This is a genomic window from Nocardiopsis listeri (assembly GCF_020741345.1).
GTDB classification, from domain to species: Bacteria; Actinomycetota; Actinomycetes; order Streptosporangiales; family Streptosporangiaceae; genus Nocardiopsis; species Nocardiopsis listeri_A.
Window position 1 is genome coordinate 1 of record NZ_DYZD01000021.1, and the last position, 21,529, is coordinate 21,529.

A 21,529-nucleotide genomic window follows, 5' to 3' on the forward strand; every position below is an offset into this window, starting at 1 on the left:
AGCCGCCGGGCCTGTTCGTGTGCTTCCCGGAAGGTGCGAACCGTGTCCCCGCCAGGCGACAGATCCGACAAAGCCACCCTTGACGTGCGAAGAACCCGCCGGGATCCGCTTGGGCGAATCCCGACGGGCGAGGAGTGCTCGGGCGTGTTATCGCAGGTCGAGCACTGGCTCGGGTCGGCTCCGCAGCCGTACCGGCAGGGCCTCGACCCCGGCTCCGATGATGGACGGCGACGCCGTCAGCTCCGCCGCGTCGACCGCCAGGTCGAGTTCGGGGAAACGCTCGAACAGGCGCGGCAGGACCTCGTTGACCTCCATGCGGGCCAGGTTCGCGCCCAGACAGTAGTGCCTACCGTGGGAGAAGGTCAGGTGCGAGGTGTCCTCGCGTGTGATGTCGAACTCCCCGGCGGTCGGGCCGTAGCGTTCCTCGTCCCGACCCGCCGAGGCGTAGCCGATCAGCAGCGGTTCGCCCGCGGGGACGTGGACGCCCGCCAGCTCGATGTCCTCGGTGGTGTAGCGCATCGGCACGAACTCGCCCGGTCCGTCCCAGCGCAGGACCTCCTCGATCGCCTTGGACCACTCGGCCTCGCCCTTGCGCAGGAGTTCGAGTTGGTCGCGGTGGGTGGTCAGGGCCCGCACGGCGTTGGTGATGAGGTTCATCGTGGTCTCGTAGCCGGCGCTGATGAACAGGACCAGGTTCCAGATGAGCTCGTCCTCGGTGAGCCGGTCCTCCTCGTCCCGGGCCGCGATCAGGGCCGTGGTGAGGTCGTCCCCGGGCTCGGCGCGCTTGGCCGCGACAAGCTCGGTGAGGACCCCCCACAGCTCGAAGAAGATGCCCATCGCCTCTTCGGGGGTGACGCTCTGGTCGAAGAACACCCCGACCAGCCGGTGCAGCTTGGGCCGGGTCTCCTCGTCCACCCCGAACAGGTCGCTGATCACGGTGAGCGGCAGAGGACGGGACACCAGGGACTTGAGGTCCACGGACCCGTCCTCGGACTCGGTCGCCGCGCGTTCGAGGTCGTCGAGCAGGGACTCGACGATGCCCGCGATGGCCGGGCGCAACCTCTCGACCCGGCGCGGGGTGAACGCCTTCGACACCAGCTTGCGCAGCCGGGTGTGGTCCTCACCGTCCTTGGACAGCATGTTCTCGTTGATGATCCAGGAGATCAGCGGCCAGTCGGCGGGGATCTCACCGGCGTTGAACGCCTTCCAGTACTCCTTGTTCTTCTGGACGCGCGGGTCGGCCAGTGCGTCACCGACCGCCTTGTGGGTGGTCACGACCCACGCATCAACCTCACCAGGAAGCTCGACAGGGACGACAGGGGCGACTTTCCGGAGGTGGGCCGCTTGGGCTCGGAGGTTTCCGGGAGCGAGTCGGACTCGTTCCAAGGTGTTCCTTCCACTCGGGGGGTGAGAGGGGGTTGCGGAGAGAAACTCACGGGAAGTCGTACGGGGGCCCAGGACAGGGCGGACAGCTGCCAGCGCAGCTCCTCCGAGGGCACGGCCTGGCGCAACCCGGGAAGTCGGGCGAAGAGGGTCCGCAGGGCGATCATCGTCATGGTGATCGCCTCCTCGCGGGCCGGGCAGCGGTGGGCGCCGGCGCCCCAGGCCACATGGGCCCGGTTGCTCGTGTCCACCATCTCCGCCGCGTTCTCCTCCACGTAGAAGCGGTTGGCGGCGGCGAAGCCCAACAGGATGGGCGAGCCCTCCTCGATCACGCGGCCGGCGCCCAACGGAACGTCCACCCGCGGATAGATGACCGGGTAGTTGGTGATCGGTGGGTCCTGCCACAGGACGCGGTCGACGGTGTCGGTCAGGACGGTGGGCGAGGGGGCGCGGTCGCCCGCCAGGTTGGGGTCGGTCAGCAGGGCGCGCACACCCGAGTTGATGAGGTTGGCGGTCGGCTCGTTGGCCGCCGCCACCACCAGGAGGAGCTGCATGATCACCTCCTCGTCGCTGAGCGCGGCGCGGTGCTGGAGCAGCCTCGTGGTGAAGTCGTCGCCGGGTTCGCGGTGCTTGGCGGTGACCACTTCGGACAGGGCGCGCTCGGCCTCGGCGTTGGACTTCTCGGCGTCGATGCCCAGCCAGAGGTTGCGCATGGCCTCGACGAAACGCACCCCTTGGTCGCGGTCGAAGCCGAAGAGGTCGTTGATGACCAGGAGTGGAAGCATCCGCGCGTACTCGTTGAGGAGGTCGGCCTCACCACGTTCGCAGAACTCGTCGATGAGTCCGTTCGCGTACCGTTCGGTGGCCTCGGTCAACCGCTCGGAGGTGATGGCGCCGAGCCCGTCGGTGATGGCCCTTCGGTAGCGCTGGTGTTCACTGCCGTCGACGAAGAGCGCGTTGGAGCGCGGGGCCATCATGGGCAACACCGAGGCGTCGGCGCTGACTCGACCCTCCTTGAAGTCCTTCCACAGGCGGGCGTCGTGCCCGAACGTGGTCTCGTCCCTGGACCAGGAGATGAGGGTGGCGTAATCGGTGACCAGCCACCCGTGCACTCCGGGTTCCAGTTCCACCGGAACGACGGGGCCGTGGTCGTCCCGCATCGCCGCGTACACGGAGTACGGATCCGGGTGGGGCTCGTCTCGGTACAGCTTGGCTCGTGGGCATCCGGAAGACACGGCGGACCTCTACTGGGGGGTAGACGGCGGAGCACGACCGCGTCGTCACGCTCCAGGGTTCCGCGTGAACACTAGCGGCTCTCCTCCCGGGTGACGAGGAGGTGGGCGCGCCCACTTCGGGCGCACCCCGCCTCATCAGCCGTTACGCGGTCGGCTCTGGGCCGGGTCGAGCGTGTCCTCGCCCAGTGGGCGGAAGCGGCGCAACCTCCCGCTGTTGCTCACCACGAACACGCTGGACAGGGCCATCGCAGCGCCCGCGAGCATCGGGTTGAGCAGGCCCGCCGCGGCCAGCGGCAGGGCGGCGGTGTTGTAGGCGAACGCCCAGAACAGGTTGCCCTTGATGGTCCCGAGCGTGCGGCGGGACAACCGGACCGCGTCGGCGGCGGCCCGGAGGTCGCCCCGGACCAGGGTCAGGTCACCGGCCTCGATCGCCACGTCCGTTCCGGTGCCCATCGACAATCCCAGGTCGGCCTGGGCCAGGGCGGCGGCGTCGTTGATCCCGTCACCGACCATCGCCACGACGCGCCCCTCCGACTGGAGACGGCGGACCTCCGCGACCTTGTCCTCGGGCATCACCTCCGCGATGACCTCCTGGATGCCGACCTCGGCGGCGACGGTGCGGGCCACGGCCGCGTTGTCGCCGGTGAGGAGGATCGGGTCCAGGCCCAGGTCACGGAAGCGTCGTACCGCCTCGGCGCTGGTGGGTTTGACCGTGTCGGCCACGACCAGGACGCCTCGCGCCCGGCCGTCCCAACCCACGGCGACGGCGGTGCGCCCCTGCGACTCGGCCTCCTTGAAGGCCCGTTCAAGCTCATCGGGCAGTTCCTGGGACCACTCGACCAGCAGTGCGGCGCGACCCACCAGGACGGCGTGGCCGTCCACGATCCCCTGAACGCCCCGGCCCTCGATGTTGGCGAAGTCCTCGGGGGTGGGCAGGTCCCCCACGCGCACGGTGGCGCCGGTGGCGATCGCCCGGGCGATGGGGTGTTCGGAGGCCGATTCCAGGGCTCCGGCCAGCCGCAGCACCTCGGTCTCGTCCTCGCCGTCGCCGACCGTGACGTCGGTCAGGGCCATCTTCCCGGTGGTGACGGTTCCGGTCTTGTCCAGCACCACGGTGTCGACCCGTCGAGTGCTCTCCAGCACCTCGGGACCCTTGATGAGGATGCCCAGCTGGGCGCCGCGACCGGTGCCCACCATGAGGGCCATCGGGGTGGCCAGGCCCAGCGCGCACGGGCAGGCGATGATGAGCACGGCGACGGCGGCGGTGAAGGCCGCGCCCGCGGAACCTCCGGTGCCGAGCCAAAAGCCCAGGGTGCCGACCGCGATCATGATGGCCACCGGGACGAACACCCCGGAGACCCGGTCGGCCAGGCGCTGCACCTCGGCCTTGCCGTTCTGCGCGTCCTCGACCAGGCGCGCCATCTGCGCGAGCCGGGTGTGGGAGCCGACCCGGGAGGCGCGCACGACCAGTCGACCGCCGGCGTTGACGGTGGCCCCCACCACGGCGGATCCGGGAGAGACCTCCACCGGCACGGACTCGCCGGTGAGCATGCTCATGTCGACGGCCGAGGTGCCCTCTTCGACCTCGCCGTCGGTGGCGATCTTCTCGCCGGGACGGACCACGAAGCGGTCGCCGACGGCGAGCCGGTCGACCGGGACGAGTTCCTCACGTGCCGCGGCGCCCTGGCCGCGCAGCACGGTGACCTCCTTGGCGCCCAGTTCCATCAGGGCCCGCAGGGCGACTCCGGCGCGCCGCTTGGAGCGCGCCTCGAAGTACTTCCCGAGGAGGATGAAGGAGGTGACGCCCGCCGCGACCTCCAGATAGATGTTGGCCGCACCGTCGGTACGGGCGATGGTGAACTCGAAGGGGTGTGTCATTCCCGGGACCCCGGCGGTCCCGAGGAAGAGGGCGTACAGGGACCACAGGAAGGCGGCCGCCACACCCAGGGAGACCAGGGTGTCCATGGTGGCGGTTCCCAGCCTGAGGTTCTTCCAGGCGGCCACGTGGAAGGGCAGGGCGCCCCAGACCACCACCGGGGCCGCCAGGGTGAGGGAGGCCCACTGCCAGTAGGTGAACTGGAGCGCGGGGATCATCGCCATGAGGATGACCGGGACGGAGAGCAGCATGGAGACCAGCGCGCGATTGCGCAGGGCCCGCGTGGGGTCCTCCGGTTCGGCCGCGCCCTGTTCCGCTTCCGGGTCGGGCACCGTGGCGGTGTAGCCGGCCTTCTCGATCTGGGCGACCAGGTCCTCCAGCGGGGCCGGCTCGCCCTCGAAGGTCACCCGGGCCTTCTCGGTGGCGAAGTTGACGGTGGCGGTGACGCCCTCCATCTTGTTGAGTCGCTTCTCCACTCGGTTGGCGCAGGCCGCACAGGTCATCCCACCGATGGCCAGTTCGACCGGCGCGGACGCGGTGGACGCCGTTCCGCCCTTGCTCATCTTCCGCTCCAGGTCATCTCTGGTGTTCCTCGTCGCCGTCGACGTGGTCTCGTCCGTTGTCGGGCGTGTGCTCCACGCTCTCGCTCGGAGAGCCCTCGCCCTCCGCCAGCACGGGACCGACGATGGAGCCGACCCCGAAAGCCGCCGCGAACACGACCACGAGGCCCACGGCGTAGAGCCCGAGTTTCGTGGTCACGCCCATGTCAGCCCGCCACCTCGTAGCCGGCCTCGTCGATCGCGGCGCGCACGGCGGCGTCGTCGATCGGCCCCTCCCCCGTGACGGTCACCTTCTTGCTCTCCAGGTCGACCTCGACACCGGTGACGCCCGCGACCGCGCCGACCTCCTCGGTGACCGATCCGACGCAGTGTCCGCAGCTCATTCCCTCGACGATGTAGACGGCGGTGCCGGCCATTCGTGCCTCCTCGTGCGCTCGTCCCCACGCGTTCACGCGGGCCGTTCCAACGAAGACCAATATACCCCCCAGGGGTATGTAGATGTCAAACACCCATGACGTCCCCGCCGGCACGCGGTCGCCAGGTTACCCCAGGGGGGTACCAAGAAAAGGCAAAGCCCCACCTCGAAAAGGACAGGCCCCCCGGGCGGCCGGACAACACGTCATCCGACACCCGAGGGGCCCGTCGCACTCACTCGGCGTATACCCTCCCCCGGTTTCTGGAGGCGGGCCACCGGAGCTACTCGGCCTTCAACTCCAGGCGGGCCACCACCCGTTCGCTCAGGTGATGCCCGGTCAGGGTGAAACCGGCCCGACGGAACATCTCCACCGTCCCGGTGTAGACCTCGGCGCTGGGGGCCCGACCGCCCGCGGTGTCGACCGGATAGGCCTCCAGGACCCGGGCTCCGTTGGCGCGCGCGTACTCGATGGCCCCGTCCAGCAGACGACTGCCCTGTCCGCGTCTACGGCGACGCGGCGGCAGCCAGAAGCAGACCAGGGACCACACCCCCGGCTCCTCCGGGTCGGCGGGACGCAGGGTCCGGGAACGGGACAGGCGAATGAAGTCCGCCCGCGGCGCCACGGACACCCAGCCACAGGGCCCGTCCTCGTCGTAGGCCAGCAGCCCGGGCACCCGGCCGTCCAAGGTGAGCCGCCGCAACTCCTCCTTGTTGTCCCGACCACGCATGGACCGCTCGCAGGAGACGCTCGCCGTGTGGTCCTTGGCCCTCCTCCGGAAGAACGTGCACCAGCAGTGCCCGTAGGCTCCGGTCGGGCCGAACAGGTTCTCCAGGTCGTTCCACCGCTCAGCGGTGGCGGGCTCGATTGAGACGATGGACATCGGACTCCCTCGCGAGGCACAACTTTGACCGCCACATGTGATGAAGCACACTAGCGGTGATCCGCTGTGACCGAAAGAACACGGATGCCCGATAACGCCCCTCGTTGGGGGTTTATGCGTATTTTCAGCAGAATCGAATGGTAACCAGAACGCCGTGGGGCGCATCCAAGGCATCTCGGATGCGCCCCACGGGACGATGAGCCGGCGCTTCGAGGGCCGGCGGGCATCAGGAGTCGACGGACTCCTTCTCATCGCGGTCCGCGCCCTCTTCCGGCGCCCAGCACTGCACGCCGCGCACGTCCGGCAGCCGGTCCCGGGTGAAGACCGGGTCGAGCCCCTGGCGACGCTGCTCGTTGTAGTCCTTGAGCAGGCGGCAGGCGACCACCGTCAGCGGAGTGATCGCGATCAGGTTGACCAACGCCATCAGACCCATGGTCGTGTCCGCCAGGGTCCAGATCAGGTCGATCGAGCCCAGGCAGCCGAGGAAGGTGGCGACCAGGAAGACCACCTTGTACACGAACAGGACGTTCTTGTTCTCGCTGAGGTACTCGATGTTGGACTCGCCGTAGTAGTAGTTGCCGAGCACCGAGGTGAACGCCACCAGGAAGATGATGAGCGTCATCAGGTGCAGGGCCCACGGACCCAACATCGACATCAGGGCCATCTGGGTCATGTCGCCCTCCAACACACCGTTGAAGCCGTCCTGGTAGCCCAGCAGGATGATGAAGGCGGTCACCGAGCAGACCACCAGGGTGTCCAGGTAGACGCCGAGGGTCTGGACCAGGCCCTGCTTGACCGGGTGGGTGACCGAGGCGCTGGCGGCGGCGTTGGGCGCCGAACCCAGACCGGCCTCGTTGGAGAACATGCCTCGCCGCACACCCTGGATGATGACCACGCCCAGCGCCGCGGCCGCGAACTCGCCCAGGCCGAAGGCGTTCTCGATGATCGACAGGAACATGCCCGGCACCAGCTGCCAGTTCATCGCCATGATGATCAGCCCGATGACGATGTAGAGGGCCGCGAAGAACGGGATGAGCGCCTGCGCGGTGTTGGCGATCCGGCGGACGCCACCGAAGATCACCAGGCCGGTGACGAACACCAACAGGGCGCCGACGATGACGGAGAAGAGCAGCTCGGTCTCGGCGCCCAGCTCACCGGCCGAGTTGGCGATCGAGTTGGTGATGGTGTTGCTCTGCACCGCGTTGAACACCAGCGGGAAGGTCACGATGAGGACGACGGCGAACACGATGGCCAGCCAGCGCTGCCCGAGACCGCGTTCGATGTAGTAGGCGGGACCGCCTCGATACCCCGCGGGGTGGCGGACCTTGTACAGCTGCGCGAGCGTGGACTCCACGAAGCTGGCGCCGCACACCACCACGGCCATCGTCCACATCCAGAAGACGGCGCCCGGGCCGCCCAGCGAGATGGCGATGGAGACACCGATGATGTTGCCCGTGCCGATCCGCGCGGCGGCGGAGATGAAGAAGGCCTGCAACGACGAGACCGCCTTCTTCCCGTCCGGCGCGATCTCGGGCTTGCTCCTCAACACCCGGAACATCTCCGGGAACATACGGAACTGAACCAGACCTGAGCGGATGGTGATGTAGACGCTCACCACGATCAGTAGTGGGATGAGGATCCACGCCCAGAAGATGTCGTCGTTGAACGCGCCGATCATCTCGGTGAGCCGAGCATCGAATGCGGGCGCTCCGTCTGCGAGTATCACGAGGGTGGGGCTCCTTTGCTCCAAAAAAGACAACCGACACCCCATGCCCATCTAGTGGGACAGAACACCGCACCACGCGCACTGACGCACGATGGTGACCGTTCCGTTACCGAATTCCGGAACCCCGGGCTCAGCCCTCGTGCACCAGGTCCGCGTAGTCCGGGTTGCGCTCCAGGAAGGACCGGGCGAACGGGCAGATCGGCACGACCTTCAGGTGACGCCCGCGGATGTGATCCAAGGACTCCCTCATCAACGTGCTGGCCACGCCCCGTCCCTCGAACGCGGACTCCACCTCCACGTGCGGCAGGGCCAGCACGCCTTCGGCGATCAGGTGGTAGGCGGAGAACCCGACCACCTCGCCGCCCGCGCTCACCTCGTACCGCGAACGTTCCGGCACGTCGACGACGGTCAGTTCCATTGCCACTACCCCAAGTTCGCGCGTTCGTCGCGCACGTGTCGTGCGCGTGATGGGTCCCACAGGAGAACACGTTCCCATACCCACCACACGCCCACACATCGGGACGCCGAACGGGTCAGTGGGCTCCGAGATGGGGATCGGTGATCCCACCGGGGCAGGCCAACGTGTCGATGTCCCAGCCCAGTCCCCCCGCGCCCGCACGATAGGCGCTCTCGAAGAACCCCATCACGGCGGAGCGCGGGTCGTCCTGCTCACGCGCGTCCGCGTACCGAAGGAGTGCCAGGTGTCCCTGGCCACTGGGCACCCACTCGGCCGCGTCCGGCACCAACGGCTCCACGGTGAGCCCCTCCGGTTCGGGTGTGGCGTAGGCGTAGAAACAGGGTTCGGAAATCTTGTCGTCGCCGAACCAGAACCCGAAACTCGTCACCTCGCGCGAGTACGCCTCCCGCACCACTTCGCCCGCGCCCTCGGGCTGAGCGACCGGGTGCGGGGAGAACCGGGTGAGCGCGATGTCGAACGAGTGCCAGAAGTGGTGCACCGGGCTGGTCTTGCCGGAGAACCCGGCGGCGAACTCCTCCAGCACCAGGGCGACCTGGCTGAGGATCCGCCAGTACCTGGTGGCGTGCTCGGGAACGTAGGTGGCGTGTTCGTGGTCCTCCACGAACGGCCGGTCCCCGTCCGGCAGGTCGAACGGGGTCGCGTACGGGATGCCGCCGTCCACCCCCAGACTGTCCAGGGCCGATTGGAACCGCAGGTAGAACGAGGAGACGCTGTTCCCCTGCAGGGGGAAGGAAGCGGTCTGCCCGTCCAGGTTGCTCGCCACGAGACGGTGGCGCACGAAGTCGAAGTCCACCGTGAAGATCGGATTGCCGTCGACCAGCCCCATCGGACGAGTGGTGATGCCATCGCCGGTCAGGTGGAAGGGCACGTGCCACCAGTGGTTACGGCGCTGACTGTGGTGCAACCGGACCTTGCCCACGATCTGTTCGAAACGGTGGATGGTCTCCTTGGTGTCCTTCCACTCCTGGAGTGGGAACGACGGGAACGGCTCCATGGGAACTCCTGCTGTGTCTGTGGCGAACCCGCCCGGTCACCAACCGCGTCGGGTGGCCCGTCGGGCCTGACCGGCGGCGGCCGGGTGCGGGTCGCGCGTGCGGTAGACGACGTAGGGGCGGAACAGGTAGCCGACGGGTGCGCTGAAGGCGTGCACCAGACGGGTGAAGGGCAACAGCGCGAAGAGCGCCAGCCCCATGAGCGCGTGCAGTTTGTAGGGAGCGTCGGCGGCGGCCATGGCGGCCACGTTCGGTTGCAGGATCCAGATCGACCGGAACCACGGCGACACCGTCTGCCTGTAGTCACCGGTGTGCCCGCCCGCGAGCTCCACACCCGCGAAGTACAGGGTCATCCCCAGACCGGTCACGATCGCCGACACCAGCACCACGTACATGAGCTTGTCGTTGCGGGTGGTCTCGCTGAACACCGGTCCGCTGGTGCGCCTGCGCCAGATCAGCAGGGCGATCCCGGCGAGCGTGCACAACCCCGCGATCAGCCCGAGCGACAGCGCACTCACGTGGTAGAGCCCGTCGGAGACGCCGAGCGCCCGGGTCCAGGCCTCCGGGATCACCAGCCCGACCACGTGGCCGACGATCACCACCAGCAGCCCGAAGTGGAACAGCGGGCTGCCGATACGCAACAGCCGGGACTCGTACAGCTCCGAGGAGCGCGTGGTCCAGCCGAACCGGTCGTAGCGGTGGCGCCAGATCAGCCCGCCCACGACGAGCACCAGCACCACGTAGGGCAGGACCCCCCACAGCAACAGGTCCGCCGGAGCGGTCATCGCTTCCTCCCGCTCACGTCCGTCAACGGAAGCGGAACCCGCGGCCGCGCCCCGTAGGGCTCCATGCCCACGTCCTCCGCGGGCGGCCCCTCCTCGGCCAACCGGCGGGCCCGTTCGGCGTCGGCGCGGCGAGGCGCCGGGAGCGTGTGCCGGATCGCCTCCACCACACGCACGTAGGGCGTCCCGTACTCGCGCAACGCCTCGAACAGCAGGTCGAGACCGGCCCGGTGGTTCACCAACAGTTCCTGTCCGAGGTCGGCGTCGCCCCTGGCCGTGAACTCCAACATCACGGCGAGGTGGTCGGGCAGCTCACGGGCCTGCACCCGCCAGCCGCACTCCGCGTACGCCCGTTTGATCTCCGCCAGGGCATGGCCACGGCGTCGGGTGTCCCCGTCGGTGTAGTAGGTCATGTGCAGGGCCCGGCGGCGGCGCAGGTCGAACACGTCCACGTAGTGCGCGCACAGGTCGAGTTCCGGCGTGCTGGCGGCGTGTTCACAGAACTCCAGCAGTTCGGTCCGGGCCGGACCCTTGGGCAGCTCGGCGACGGCGCGCGCCACCAAGGGAAGCCGTTCGAAGAAGTCCTGGTCCGGGTAGCCGAGCAGGACCGAGGCGGACTGGTGGATCACCGCCCGCTTGTGGGTCCGGCGCGCCTCGCGCCCCGCGCCCAGCCATCCGGCCCGTGCCCCGTCGTCGTTGTTCGTACCGTCGGTGGTGGTGCTCATGATCGACCCCTTACACGGGCCCGGGGTTCTCGCCCCGCCCGTTGTCGGTACCGTCGTCCTTTTGGGGTGGAAAGAGTCCGTCGGGGCGACCGTTGCCGTCCCAGTTCAGCAGGTTGACGCGCCCGTCGGTGACGGAGTGGTGTTCGCCGGTCTGTCGATCCCGGAGCGCGTGGAAGGTCTCCACCGTCGCCTCGTCCGGACGCCCCGACGCCTCACCGAAGGGCACGTCGCCCATTCCGCCCATGCCGGGACCGCCATCGAAGTCCAGGCTGCAGCCGACCTCGTCGATGACTCCGCGGTCGGCCTCGTCCACCCCGTAGGCGGTGGGGATGACGTAGCGCTCGTCGTACTTGGCCAGGGCCAGCAGCCGGTACATGTCCTCGATCTCGGCGCCGGTCATCCCGACGGCGGAGGCGATGGACTCGTCGCGTTCCTGGCCGAGGTTGATCCGGCGCATGTAGGAACGCATGGCTGCGAGTCTGCGCAGGACCAGGTCGACCGGGGCCGTGTCCCCTGCGGTGAACAGTTCGGCGAGGTACTCGACGGGGATGCGCAACGCGTCGATGGCACCGAACAGGTTGCCGTGTTCCTCGGCGTCGTGCCCGGTCCGGGTGAGCGTGTCCACCACCGGCGACAACGGCGGGATGTACCAGACCATCGGCATCGTGCGGTACTCCGGATGCAGCGGCAGTGCCACCCGGAACCGCTCGGCCAACGCGTAGACGGGCGAGCGGGCCGCGGAGTCCACCCAGCGGTCCGGGATGCCGTCGCGGCGGGCCGCGGAGCGCACGGCCGGGTCGTTCGGGTCGAGGAAGACCCCCAGTTGTGCCTCGTAGAGGTCCTTCTCGTCCTCGACCGCGGCGGCCTCACCGACCCGGTCGGCGTCGTAGAGGACGACCCCCAGGTAGCGCAACCGACCCACACAGGTCTCGGAGCAGATGGTGGGCATGCCCACCTCCACCCGCGGGTAGCAGAAGGTGCACTTCTCGGCCTTGCCCGTCTTGTGGTTGAAGTAGATCTTCTTGTACGGGCAGCCGGTCACGCACATGCGCCAGCCCCTGCAGCGGTCCTGGTCGACGAGGACGATGCCGTCCTCCGCCCGCTTGTACAGGGCACCGCTCGGGCAGGTGGCCACGCATGTCGGGTTGAGGCAGTGCTCGCAGATGCGCGGCAGGTAGAACATGAAGGTGTCCTCGAAGGACAGCTTCACCTTGTCGCCGAGCCTGCGCACGATCGGGTCCTGCGCGGCGAGTTCGGGACCGCCGCCCAGGTCGTCGTCCCAGTTGGCGCTCCACTCCACCTTCATCGGCCTGCCGGTGAGCGCCGAACGCGGGGACGCCACCGGGAAGTCGTCGCCCAGGGGCGCGTTGATCAGGGTTTCGTAGTCGTAGGTCCAGGGCTCGTAGTAATCCTGGATCGACGGCATCACCGGGTTGGCGAAGATCGTCGCCAGGCGCTTGATACGACCGCCGGAGCGCGGTACCAGCTTGCCGCCGGGCCGGCGCTCCCAGCCGCCCTTCCACCGTTCCTGGTCCTGGTAGGTGCGCGGATAGCCCTGTCCGGGTCGGGTCTCGACGTTGTTGAACCACGCGTACTCGACCCCGCTCCGGTTGGTCCACGCCTGCTTGCAGGTGACCGAGCAGGTGTGACAGCCGATGCACTTGTCGAGGTTCATCACCATGGCGACCTGCGCCATGACCCGGCCGATCGGCCGCCTCCCCGCGTGTCCCGCTCCTCCCGGGGACGATGCCCCGGTCGGTCGGGACGATCGGGTGTCCGCCATCAGTAACGCACCTCCGTCGTCCGTTTTCGCACGACCGTGACCTCGTCGCGCTGGTTGCCCGTCGGGCCGAGGTAGTTGAAGGCGTAGGTGAACTGCGCGTACCCGCCGATGAGGTGTGTGGGTTTCACGAGCAGTCGGGTGAGCGAGTTGTGGATGCCACCGCGTCTACCGGTGGTCTCCGACCTGGGCACGTCGATGGTGCGTTCCTGGGCGTGGTACATGTACACCGTCCCGGTCGGCATCCGGTGCGAGACCACCAGGCGCGCGGCCACCACGCCGTTGCGGTTGACCGCCTCGACCCAGTCGTTGTCGACCGCCTCGATGGCCTTGGCGTCGGCCACGCTCATCCAGATGGTGGGGCCGCCCCGGGAGAGGGTCTGCATGAGCAGGTTGTCCTGGTACTCGGAGTGGATCGACCACTTGGAGTGCGGCGTCAGGTAACGCACCACCACCCCCAGCCGCCCGGTCGGGCCGATCCGCGGTTCGCCGAAGAGGCGGCCCACGTCGAGCGGTGGCCGGTACACCGGCAGGGCCTCGCCGAACTCGTGCATCCAATCGTGGTCGAGGTAGAAGTGCTGACGACCCGTGAAGGTGTGCCAGGGCTTGTCGTGTTCGAGGTTGATGGTGAAGGGCGAGTAGCGGCGGTCCGACGACTCCTTGCCCGACCACTCCGGGCTGGTGCCCACCGGCGTGGGCCCGCGCCTGGCGTCGTCGAAGACGACCCGACGTTCGGCGGCGTGGGCGATCAGTTCGTCCATGTCGGTGCCGGTGCGTGCCGCCAGGCGTTCGAATCCCTGGGCGGCGAGGCGGCCGTTGCTGGTGCCCGACAGCGCCAGGATCATCTCGCAGACCTTGACGTCGGTGTCCAGGGACGGTCGTCCGTCGGCGACCCCGCCGCGCACGGTGCCGTTGCGTTCACGCAGCCACTCCACCTCCTTGTCGGGGGTGAAGGACACTCCCTTGACCGGGAGCCCCTTGCCCTCGGCCAGTGGTCCGAGCGAGGCGAGCTTCTGGGCGATCGCCGAGTAGTTGCGGCGGACCGGCACGATCCCGGGCATCGTGCTCCCCGGGACGGGCCGCTCCCCCGTCGCCTTCCAGTCCGTCGGCACCCCGTGCGCCTGGGCGAGCTCGCCCGGGGTGTCGTGCTGGTGGGGCACGGCCACCAGGTCGGTGACCTCGCCGAGGTGGTCGGCGGCCATCGTGCCGAAGACCTTCGCCAGGGCGTGGAAGGTGTCGAAGTCGGTGCGCGTCTCCCATGGCGGGTCGATCGCCGGGTTGAAGGCGTGCACGTAGGGGTGCATGTCCGTGGTGGACAGATCGTGCTTCTCGTACCAGGTGGCGGCCGGCAGCACGAGGTCCGACAACAGCGTGGAGCTGGTCATCCGAAAGTCCATGGTGAGCAGCAGGTCCAGCTTGCCCTCGGGGACCTCGTCCCGCCAGGTGACGTCCTCGGGCCGGTGTTCCGGGCCGGCAGGTTCCGCCTGGAGGTTGGAGTGGGTGCCGAGCAGGTGCTTGAGGAAGTACTCGTCGCCCTTGGCCGACGAGCCGAACAGGTTGGAGCGCCACAGCGTGAGGGTGCGCGGCCAGTTCGCCGGGTCGTCGGGGTCCTCGGCGGCGAACCGGAGGGTGCCGTCGACGAGCTGGTCGGCGACGTACTCCGCGGGGTCCCTGCCCAGTTCGACGGCCTCCTTGCCGAGCTGGATCGGATTGCGGTTGAACGTCGGGAAGGACGGCATCCACCCCATCCGGGCCGAAGCCGCCACGAGGTCCGCGGTGTGCCGTCCGCGCACCTTGCCCGGACCGAGCGGCGACATGAGCGCGTCGGCCCGATAGGTGTCGTAACGCCACTGGTCGGTGTGCGAGTACCAGTAGGCGGTCCCGGCCATGAACCTCGGCGGGCGCGCCCAGTCGTTCCCGGACGCGTACGTCGCCCAGCCGGTTGCGGTACGGCACTTCTCCTGGCCCACGTAGTGCGCCCAGCCGCCGCCGTTGACCCCCTGGCAGCCGGTGAACAGCAACAACGCCAGGAAGGCACGGTAGGAGTTCTCACCGTGGAACCACTGGTTGGTGCCGGCCCCCAGCACGATCATCGCGCGTCCGCCGCTGACCTCGGCGGTGTCGGCGAACTCGCGGGCGATGCGCACCGCGCGATCCGCGGGCACGGAGGTCAGCGCCTCCTGCCAGGCCGGTGTGCAGGTGGCGTCGAGATCGTCGTAGCCGGTGGGCCAACTCCCGGGCAGCCCCGGGCGGGACACCCCGTACTGGGCCAGGACCAGGTCGAACACGGTGGTGACCAGGCGTCCGGCGACCCGGCGGATCGGAACGCCCCGGGCATCGACCTCGGCCGAACCGTCCGGGGTGTCGAATCGGGGCAGCGCCACCTCGACCGCCTCCTCACCCTCGTCGTAGAAGGTGAGTTCGGGAGTGCGGCCCTCCAGGTCCAGGTTCCACCTGCCCTCGCCCTCCTCGCCCCAGCGGTCGCCGATCGTGCCGTTGGGGACCACCGGGGCGTCCTCACCCTCGGGCCACAGGAGCGGCTTCCAGTCCGCGTTCGCGGTGGCGTCCGCGTCCGGCAGGTCCGAGGCGGTGAGGAACTTGCCGGGCACCCAACGCCCGTCGCGTTGTTCCAGGGCCACCAGGAAGGGCAGGTCCGTATAGGCACGCGCGTAGTCCAGGAAGCGCGGCGTGGTCCGTTCCACGAAGCGTTCGCGCAGGATGACGTGGCCCATCGCCATGGCGAGGGCGCCGTCGGTGCCCGGGTGCGGGGCCATCCACTCGTCGGCGAACTTCGCCGCGTCGTTGTAGTCCGGGGAGACCACGACGACCTTCTGGCCCCGGTAGCGGGCCTCGGCCATCCAGTGGGCGTCGGGGGTGCGGGTGACCGGGACGTTGGAACCCCACAGCATCAGGTAGGCGGCGTCCCACCAGTCCCCCGACTCGGGCACGTCGGTCTGATCGCCGAACACCTGTGGAGAGGCGACCGGAAGGTCGGCGTACCAGTCGTAGAAGGACAGCATGGAGCCGCCCAGCAGGTTCACGAAACGCGCACCGACACCGTGGGAGACCATCGACATCGCCGGGATCGGCGAGAAACCGGCGATGCGGTCCGGGCCGTACTTCTTGATGGTGAGCACGTGGGCGGCGGCCGCGATCTCCAGGGCCTCCTGCCAGGTGACGCGGACCAGCCCGCCCTTACCGCGCGCCCGCTGGTAGCGGCGGCGCTTCTCCTGGTCGGTGGTGATCTCCTCCCAGGCGAGCACCGGATCGCCGAGGCGTCGTTTCGCCTCGCGGAACATCTCGACCAGGACACCGCGCGCGTACGGATAACGGACCCGGGTCGGCGAATAGGTGTACCAGGAGAACGCGGCGCCGCGCGGACAACCGCGGGGTTCGTACTCGGGACGATCCGGACCCACCGACGGATAATCGGTTGCCTGGGTTTCCCAAGTAATGATTCCGTCTTTGACGTAAACGTCCCAGGAACAGGAACCGGTACAGTTCACCCCGTGTGTGGAACGGACCACCTTGTCGTGGCTCCAACGGTCGCGATAGAACACGTCACCGTCACGCCCACCATGCCTGACCTGCGCACGGTTACCGTCAAGAGGCTCGGAACGGGTCAGGTAGTTCCCCATCCGCAGGAGCGCATCACCCGCACCGACATTTTTGCCCTGCGTCGCCATAAGGAAGACACTCCATTTGCCGGACCGTTACCGCAGCGATGAGAAAGGCTCGATAAAGCACTTCCAGCATCGGCCACATTCCGTTAATAAATATGCCTGCCCTGGGCGCGAAGTCACGTTTCCCACACCGATTCGGGCGACAATCGCGGAATCCGACACTTGGAGGAGCCGCGATGCGTGCGGAAGCCGGAAAGACGACCGCCCGTTCCGGGACCGCGGGTGCCAACCTCGCGCTGGCCACGGCGGCGTTCGCCCTGACGTTCTGGGCCTGGAACCTGATCGGCCCGCTGTCACGAACCTACAGCGAGGACCTGGGGCTCTCACCGACCCGGACGTCGATCCTGGTCGCCTTCCCGGTGCTGGTGGGTTCGCTCGGGCGCATCCCGGTCGGTACCCTGACCGACCGCTACGGCGGCCGGCTGATGTTCACGATCCTCTGCTTCCTGAGCATCGTTCCGACGTTCCTGGTCGGGATCTCCTCCCACTCCTACGGCATGTTGTTGGTGTGGGGGTTCTTCCTCGGCATCGCGGGAACCTCGTTCGCGGTCGGCATCCCGTTCGTCAACGCCTGGTACCGGCCGAACCGGCGCGGGTTCGCCACCGGCGTGTTCGGCGCGGGCATGGGCGGCACGGCGCTGTCCGCCTTCCTGACGCCCCGCCTGGTGGAGGCCCTGGGGGTGTTCACCACCCACCTGCTGATGTGCGTGGCGCTCGCGGCCATGGGCGCCGTGGTGTGGGTCTTCGCCCGTGACGCGCCCGAGTGGCGTCCACAGACCGCACCGGCGCTACCGCGCATGCGCGAGGCCGTGAAGCTGAAGGCGACCTGGCAGGCCTCCGGCCTGTACGCACTGGTCTTCGGTGGGTTCGTGGCCTTCTCCACCTACCTGCCGACCCTGCTCACCACCGCCTACGACTACGCGCAGACCGACGCGGGCATGCGCACCGCCGGATTCGCGGTGGCGGCGGTGATCGCCCGTCCCGTCGGCGGCATCCTGTCGGACAGGATCGGCCCGGTGAGGGTCTGCCTGATCTCGTTCTTCGGCACCTGCGCGTTCGCCGTGGTGCTGGCCCTGCACCCGCCCGCCGAGTTCCCGGCCGGGTTCGCGTTCGTGCTGGTCGCCGTGGCGTTGGGGCTGGGCACCGGCTCGGTGTTCGCCCTGGTGGCCGAACTCGTGGAGCCCACCCGAGTGGGAACGGTCACCGGTCTGGTCGGCGCCGCCGGCGGCCTGGGAGGTTACTTCCCACCACTGCTCATGGGCGTGGTCTACCAGTCCACCGGCGCCTACACGCTGGGCTTCGTCCTCCTGGCCGTGGTCGCGCTCGTGGTCGCCCTGTACACCACACGCGCCTTCCGCGAGGTGTCCTGACGGCCCGCGCCGTCGAGCGGGCTCAGATCCCGGTGATGTCGCGGGCACGGACCAGGACCGCCGAGCGGTTGCCGACCTTGACCCGTTCCAGCGCCCGCACACCCTCGGGCAGCCGCACCCGGCGCGTGCGCGCGGTCACCACGACCACGGAACGTTCCGGCAGCACCCGCCCCATCGAGGAGAGCAGCCCGTGGACCGGGTCCTGCGGGATGTCGCCCTCCCATCGGGTCATCTCGCCGTAGGGGACGTCGGTGACCACGAGGTCGGCGTCCACCGGTTCGGTGAGGGTGAACACGTCGGCCACCGCCGACTCGTGCGGAAGGTCGCCTCCGGTGGCGGCCAGCCCCGCGGCGAGGTCGCGGGCGGCCTCGGCACGTTCCACGTAGGCGACCCGGCCGAAGTCGAGGGCCGAGCGACGTAGTTCGCGCTCGCGTTCGGCCAGACCCTCGGCGGTGAGGAGTTCGAGGTTGCGCGCGGCGATGGCGACGGCGTCGGGGTCCACGTCCGAGGCCCGTACGTGGGTGAGCAGGTCGCGGTGGAGCAGGCCCAGGACCGTGACCAGGTAACCGCTGCCACAGCAGGGGTCCCACAGACGGGCGCGCTCGTCGCCGAGGTGCACCATCGCGCGTTGGAGGAGCTCGCTGGCCAATCGGACGGGGAATCCGGGAAAACCCGGTGCCGACCGCAGTACCTGTCCACTCGCCAGCGCGGAGTGGTCCGTACGCTCTGTGGCGTACCGGTAACTCACAAACGTCCCCCGTCCAGACGACAACGTCCCCCACAACGCCGAAGGCCCGGTGTCTGAGGGACACCGGGCCTTCGATGATGCGGTCCTGACGGGATTTGAACCCGCGGCCTCCACCTTGACAGGGTGGCGAGCACTCCTAACTGCTCCACAGGACCTCGTTGCGTTCACAACTCTAGCGCGACTTCGGAGTACTTCGTACCGCCGTCGCCCTAAAGTGGTTCGAAAGTACCCGCGACCGACGAGAGGACCTTGCGTGAGCGAGCAGTCCGCCCCGCTTCCCACCGGCCCCGACTCCACTCGGGTGGACCGTTGGCTGTGGGCGGTGCGCCTCACCAAGACCCGCTCCGATTCGGCGCAGGCCTGCCGTGGCGGGCATGTTCGCGTCAACGACCGACCGGCCAAACCGGCCACGACGGTCAAGGCCGGCGACCAGGTCCGGGTGCGTCTGCACGGCACCACCCGGATCGTGGATGTGACACACGTCATCGTCAAGAGGGTCGGGGCGTCCGTCGCGGTCCGCTGCTACGAGGACCGCACCCCGGCCCCGCCGCCGGAGGCCCGAGGGCCGGTGATCCGGCGCGATCGCGGTGCCGGTCGGCCCACCAAGAAGGACCGTCGCATGCTGGACCGGTTGCGGTCCGACCTCCCCCCGCCCGTCTGAGCTCTCGGGAGCCCCCTTGTCCGGTATCTCCCCCGCCCTCTTGGCGTCCGGGCGCGACGCCGACGTGTTCGCGATCGACGACCGGCGTGTACTGCGCAGCTACCGGCACGACCTCGACACCGCGGCGGAGGCCGCCGTGATGCGACACGTGGCGGCGCACGGGTTCCCGGCACCGACCGTGTACCGGGCCGAGGGACCGGACCTGGAGATGGAGCGCCTGCACGGGCTTTCCGTCCCCCGGTGGCTCGGGCGGCGTCCTGCACATGGACCTGCATCCCGACAACGTGGTGCTCACCGAGCGGGGCCCGATGGTGATCGACTGGTCCAACACCCGCGAGGGCGCCCCCGGCCTGGATCGGGCGGTGACCGCGCTCATACTCTCAACGGTGTCCCTGACCGCGTCCGACCCGTTGGCGAGCCTGGCCGACGCGTGCCTGCCGTACTACGTCACGGGCTCCGAGACGGACCCTGCGGGTGTTTTGGAAGAGGTCGTGGCCCTGCGCCGGAGGGACCCCCACCTGAGCGTCGAGGAGATCGCCGCCCTGCCCCTCGCCGTCACCCTGATCCGCTCCCTCCGTTGAGTCCGGAGAGCGGGTGCTCGGCGAGGAAGTCGCGGACGGCATCGGTCGCCTTGGGCGCCGCCTCGTGCAGGTAGCCGTGGCGGACGCCGGGCAGGACCAGCAGCCGGGCGTTCGGGATGCGTTCGGCGAGCAGTTCGGCGTTGGCCACGGGGGTCAGCTCGTCGTCCTCACCGTGCATCACCAGCGTGGGCGCTTGGACGCGCGGCAACAGCTCCCAGCCGTCGTGCCTCATGCTCGCCTCGTAGTGGCGACGCTGGGCGCGCAGTGGGTTGCGCGGCACGATCCGGGACACCGTCTCGGGGTTCGCGTCGGCCCACGAGGGTGAGTAGAACAGGTGCGCGATGAGGCCACGCCCCTCCTCGGTGTTGGCCTTGCGCAGGGCGATCGACGCGTGGTGCGGGCGCTCGACCTCGTTGCTCCCGCCCGGCGCGGTGGCGCCCAGGACCAGCGCACCGACCCGGTCGGGCGCGATCGCGGCGAGTGTCTGGGCGACCTTGCCGCCCATGGAGAAGCCGTAGACGTGGGCGCGCTCCACCTCTTCCGCGTCCAGGACCGCCAAGGCGTCGTGGGCCGACAGCTCCATACTGTAGGGGCGGTCGAGGGGAACGTCGCTGCCGCCGCTGCCGCGCATGTCCATCAGGATCACCCGGTGGCGCTCGGCCAGATCGGCGTACACCCCCTCCCACATGGTGTGGTCGAGGGACTGTCCGTGGATGAGCAGCAGCGGCTCACCCGATCCGTGGACGTCGTACCGAATGCGGGTTCCGTCAGCGGCGGTCGCGTGGTTCACGCCAACGGACACTACCCGACAAAGCACGCCTCACGAGTGGCGCGGGGACCGCGAGACCACGTGGTCCTCGTGCCAGGAACGGTAGGCCGCCCAGCCGAGTACGGCGCCGGCCGCCAGCATGACGAACACTCCGGACGCCGGTGCCACATCCTCCTCCGGGACGCCCGCCCAGAACCAGGCCACGAAGAACAGGAACGGGACCAGGCCGCACAGCACCATCAACGTCACGAGCCGGAAGCCGTTCTGCTTGAAGTGACAGCCCACGGCGAACCCGATCTGGAGCAGGAGGAGGGCGAGGTTCAAGAAGAAGAGCCCGTGACCCTCGGAGATCGCCCCCCACAGCACGTCCCAGCCCGTGGCGTAGCCGGTCGGGTCGAGTGCGCCCACCCCCTCGTCGTTGTGGACGCGGAAACCTCCGCCCTCACGGATCCAGGGCAGGGACGGCGACAGGAACAGGGCGACGGTGCCACCGAGGAACGCGGCGGCCGTCGTCCGATCCGACGGGGCGTCGCCGTTCAGCCTCTGCAGACGCATCTCCAGTCGATTGACGCGAACCCGCAGACGCTCGGTCTCACTCGGCTGATCCTGACCGTTGGATCTCACGGAGGGGTCTCCTCGACTCGTCGGAAATGGTCCGTCCACGATCTCGTGTCCGGTGACCGCGAACCAAACCACCCCGGGGAAGCATCTCCCCGGATCCCACCACCGGGAGAGGAGCGCGAATGCACACACCCGTCATCGCCGCCGACTCCGACCAGGGGCCTCGGGAACACCAACAGGACGCGTACGCGCACCAGGTAGCCGACGCCTCCGGCGGCTGGCGCGCGTCCCTGGCCGACGGCTTCGGCCAACACCCTCGCACC

General features: G+C 69.0%; 18 protein-coding genes, 1 tRNA gene and 2 pseudogenes. 4 read left to right on the plus strand and 17 right to left on the minus strand.

The window, feature by feature from the left end:
• Positions 1-147: 147 nt before the first annotated feature.
• The 13 genes from K8V84_RS00870 to K8V84_RS00930 form a co-directional block, all read right to left on the minus strand.
• The gene (locus tag K8V84_RS00870; RefSeq protein WP_304069225.1) at positions 148-1,275 is read right to left on the minus strand and encodes a cytochrome P450; all 1,128 of its coding nucleotides are present in this window, start codon (positions 1,273-1,275) and stop codon (positions 148-150) included.
• Positions 1,272-2,555 (minus strand): cytochrome P450, encoded by a 1,284-nt coding sequence (locus K8V84_RS00875; RefSeq protein WP_304069251.1) that lies wholly within the window; start codon positions 2,553-2,555, stop codon positions 1,272-1,274. Before K8V84_RS00875 ends, K8V84_RS00870 begins: the two co-directional genes overlap by 4 nt.
• A gap of 198 nt (positions 2,556-2,753) precedes the next feature.
• On the minus strand, positions 2,754-5,057 hold the full coding sequence (locus K8V84_RS00880) for a heavy metal translocating P-type ATPase (RefSeq protein ID WP_304069226.1): 2,304 nt from the start codon (positions 5,055-5,057) through the stop codon (positions 2,754-2,756).
• Between the two features lie 13 nt (positions 5,058-5,070).
• On the minus strand, positions 5,071-5,259 hold the full coding sequence (locus tag K8V84_RS00885) for a hypothetical protein (protein ID WP_304069227.1): 189 nt from the start codon (positions 5,257-5,259) through the stop codon (positions 5,071-5,073).
• Position 5,260: 1 nt separating this feature from the next.
• On the minus strand, positions 5,261-5,470 hold the full coding sequence (locus K8V84_RS00890) for a heavy-metal-associated domain-containing protein (RefSeq protein ID WP_304069228.1): 210 nt from the start codon (positions 5,468-5,470) through the stop codon (positions 5,261-5,263).
• A gap of 280 nt (positions 5,471-5,750) precedes the next feature.
• Positions 5,751-6,350 (minus strand): GNAT family N-acetyltransferase, encoded by a 600-nt coding sequence (locus K8V84_RS00895; RefSeq protein WP_304069230.1) that lies wholly within the window; start codon positions 6,348-6,350, stop codon positions 5,751-5,753.
• Between the two features lie 226 nt (positions 6,351-6,576).
• Positions 6,577-8,076, minus strand: a complete 1,500-nt coding sequence (locus K8V84_RS00900) for an alanine/glycine:cation symporter family protein (RefSeq protein WP_304069231.1) — start codon at positions 8,074-8,076, stop codon at positions 6,577-6,579.
• A gap of 130 nt (positions 8,077-8,206) precedes the next feature.
• Positions 8,207-8,494 carry a GNAT family N-acetyltransferase gene (locus K8V84_RS00905; RefSeq protein WP_304069253.1) on the minus strand — a complete coding sequence of 96 codons (288 nt, stop codon included), beginning with the start codon at positions 8,492-8,494 and terminating at the stop codon, positions 8,207-8,209.
• A gap of 115 nt (positions 8,495-8,609) precedes the next feature.
• Complete coding sequence (locus tag K8V84_RS00910) at positions 8,610-9,548, minus strand: DUF5996 family protein (protein WP_304069232.1); 939 nt, start codon at positions 9,546-9,548, stop codon at positions 8,610-8,612.
• A 36-nt stretch (positions 9,549-9,584) separates the two neighbouring features.
• A complete protein-coding gene (narI, locus tag K8V84_RS00915; RefSeq protein ID WP_304069233.1) occupies positions 9,585-10,331 on the minus strand; it encodes a respiratory nitrate reductase subunit gamma in 747 nt (248 codons plus the stop codon).
• On the minus strand, positions 10,328-11,053 hold the full coding sequence (narJ, locus tag K8V84_RS00920; RefSeq protein ID WP_304069235.1) for a nitrate reductase molybdenum cofactor assembly chaperone: 726 nt from the start codon (positions 11,051-11,053) through the stop codon (positions 10,328-10,330). Before narJ ends, narI begins: the two co-directional genes overlap by 4 nt.
• A 10-nt stretch (positions 11,054-11,063) precedes the next feature.
• Positions 11,064-12,749 carry a nitrate reductase subunit beta gene (gene narH / locus K8V84_RS00925; RefSeq protein WP_304069236.1) on the minus strand — a complete coding sequence of 562 codons (1,686 nt, stop codon included), beginning with the start codon at positions 12,747-12,749 and terminating at the stop codon, positions 11,064-11,066.
• A gap of 86 nt (positions 12,750-12,835) precedes the next feature.
• Entirely contained in the window at positions 12,836-16,519 is a 3,684-nt protein-coding gene (locus tag K8V84_RS00930) for a nitrate reductase subunit alpha (RefSeq protein ID WP_304069238.1), read from the minus strand.
• Between the two features lie 173 nt (positions 16,520-16,692).
• Between K8V84_RS00930 and K8V84_RS00935 the strand changes: the two genes are divergently transcribed.
• Positions 16,693-17,886, plus strand: a complete 1,194-nt coding sequence (locus K8V84_RS00935; protein WP_304069240.1) for a nitrate/nitrite transporter — start codon at positions 16,693-16,695, stop codon at positions 17,884-17,886.
• Between the two features lie 22 nt (positions 17,887-17,908).
• Here the strand turns inward: K8V84_RS00935 and K8V84_RS00940 are convergent, their stop codons facing one another.
• Together K8V84_RS00940 and K8V84_RS00945 are read right to left on the minus strand one after the other, a co-directional pair.
• Positions 17,909-18,634, minus strand: a complete 726-nt coding sequence (locus tag K8V84_RS00940; protein WP_304069242.1) for an rRNA methyltransferase — start codon at positions 18,632-18,634, stop codon at positions 17,909-17,911.
• 80 nt (positions 18,635-18,714) lie between these two features.
• Positions 18,715-18,789: transfer RNA gene (locus K8V84_RS00945), tRNA-Asp, on the minus strand.
• Between the two features lie 98 nt (positions 18,790-18,887).
• Between K8V84_RS00945 and K8V84_RS00950 the strand changes: the two genes are divergently transcribed.
• The 3 genes and pseudogenes from K8V84_RS00950 to K8V84_RS00955 all read left to right on the plus strand — a co-directional run.
• Positions 18,888-19,295: an RNA-binding S4 domain-containing protein gene (locus tag K8V84_RS00950; RefSeq protein WP_304069244.1), complete on the plus strand. Its 408-nt coding sequence runs from the start codon at positions 18,888-18,890 to the stop codon at positions 19,293-19,295.
• Positions 19,222-19,468: pseudogene (locus tag K8V84_RS25795) on the plus strand (hypothetical protein); the annotation flags it as partial. The gene K8V84_RS00950 and the pseudogene K8V84_RS25795, both read left to right, overlap by 74 nt.
• Before the next feature lie 72 nt (positions 19,469-19,540).
• Positions 19,541-19,876, plus strand: a pseudogene (locus tag K8V84_RS00955) (phosphotransferase); the annotation flags it as partial.
• On the opposite strand, the gene K8V84_RS00960 reads toward K8V84_RS00955, so the two are convergent.
• Both K8V84_RS00960 and K8V84_RS00965 read right to left on the minus strand, forming a co-directional pair.
• Complete coding sequence (locus K8V84_RS00960) at positions 19,851-20,666, minus strand: alpha/beta hydrolase (protein ID WP_304069247.1); 816 nt, start codon at positions 20,664-20,666, stop codon at positions 19,851-19,853. The pseudogene K8V84_RS00955 and the gene K8V84_RS00960 sit on opposite strands and share 26 nt — an antisense overlap.
• A gap of 30 nt (positions 20,667-20,696) precedes the next feature.
• Positions 20,697-21,269: a hypothetical protein gene (locus tag K8V84_RS00965; protein ID WP_304069249.1), complete on the minus strand. Its 573-nt coding sequence runs from the start codon at positions 21,267-21,269 to the stop codon at positions 20,697-20,699.
• Positions 21,270-21,529: the final 260 nt, after the last annotated feature.

Coding starts and splice junctions, on each gene's coding strand:
- K8V84_RS00880 (WP_304069226.1), bottom strand. CDS start 5,057: ATGAGCAAGGGCGGAACGGCGTCCACCGCGTCCGCGCCGGTCGAACTG.
- K8V84_RS00885 (WP_304069227.1), bottom strand. CDS start 5,259: ATGGGCGTGACCACGAAACTCGGGCTCTACGCCGTGGGCCTCGTGGTC.
- K8V84_RS00890 (WP_304069228.1), bottom strand. CDS start 5,470: ATGGCCGGCACCGCCGTCTACATCGTCGAGGGAATGAGCTGCGGACAC.
- K8V84_RS00895 (WP_304069230.1), bottom strand. CDS start 6,350: ATGTCCATCGTCTCAATCGAGCCCGCCACCGCTGAGCGGTGGAACGAC.
- K8V84_RS00905 (WP_304069253.1), bottom strand. CDS start 8,494: ATGGAACTGACCGTCGTCGACGTGCCGGAACGTTCGCGGTACGAGGTG.
- K8V84_RS00910 (WP_304069232.1), bottom strand. CDS start 9,548: ATGGAGCCGTTCCCGTCGTTCCCACTCCAGGAGTGGAAGGACACCAAG.
- narI (WP_304069233.1), bottom strand. CDS start 10,331: ATGACCGCTCCGGCGGACCTGTTGCTGTGGGGGGTCCTGCCCTACGTG.
- narJ (WP_304069235.1), bottom strand. CDS start 11,053: ATGAGCACCACCACCGACGGTACGAACAACGACGACGGGGCACGGGCC.
- narH (WP_304069236.1), bottom strand. CDS start 12,749: ATGGCGCAGGTCGCCATGGTGATGAACCTCGACAAGTGCATCGGCTGT.
- K8V84_RS00930 (WP_304069238.1), bottom strand. CDS start 16,519: ATGGCGACGCAGGGCAAAAATGTCGGTGCGGGTGATGCGCTCCTGCGG.
- K8V84_RS00935 (WP_304069240.1), top strand. CDS start 16,693: ATGCGTGCGGAAGCCGGAAAGACGACCGCCCGTTCCGGGACCGCGGGT.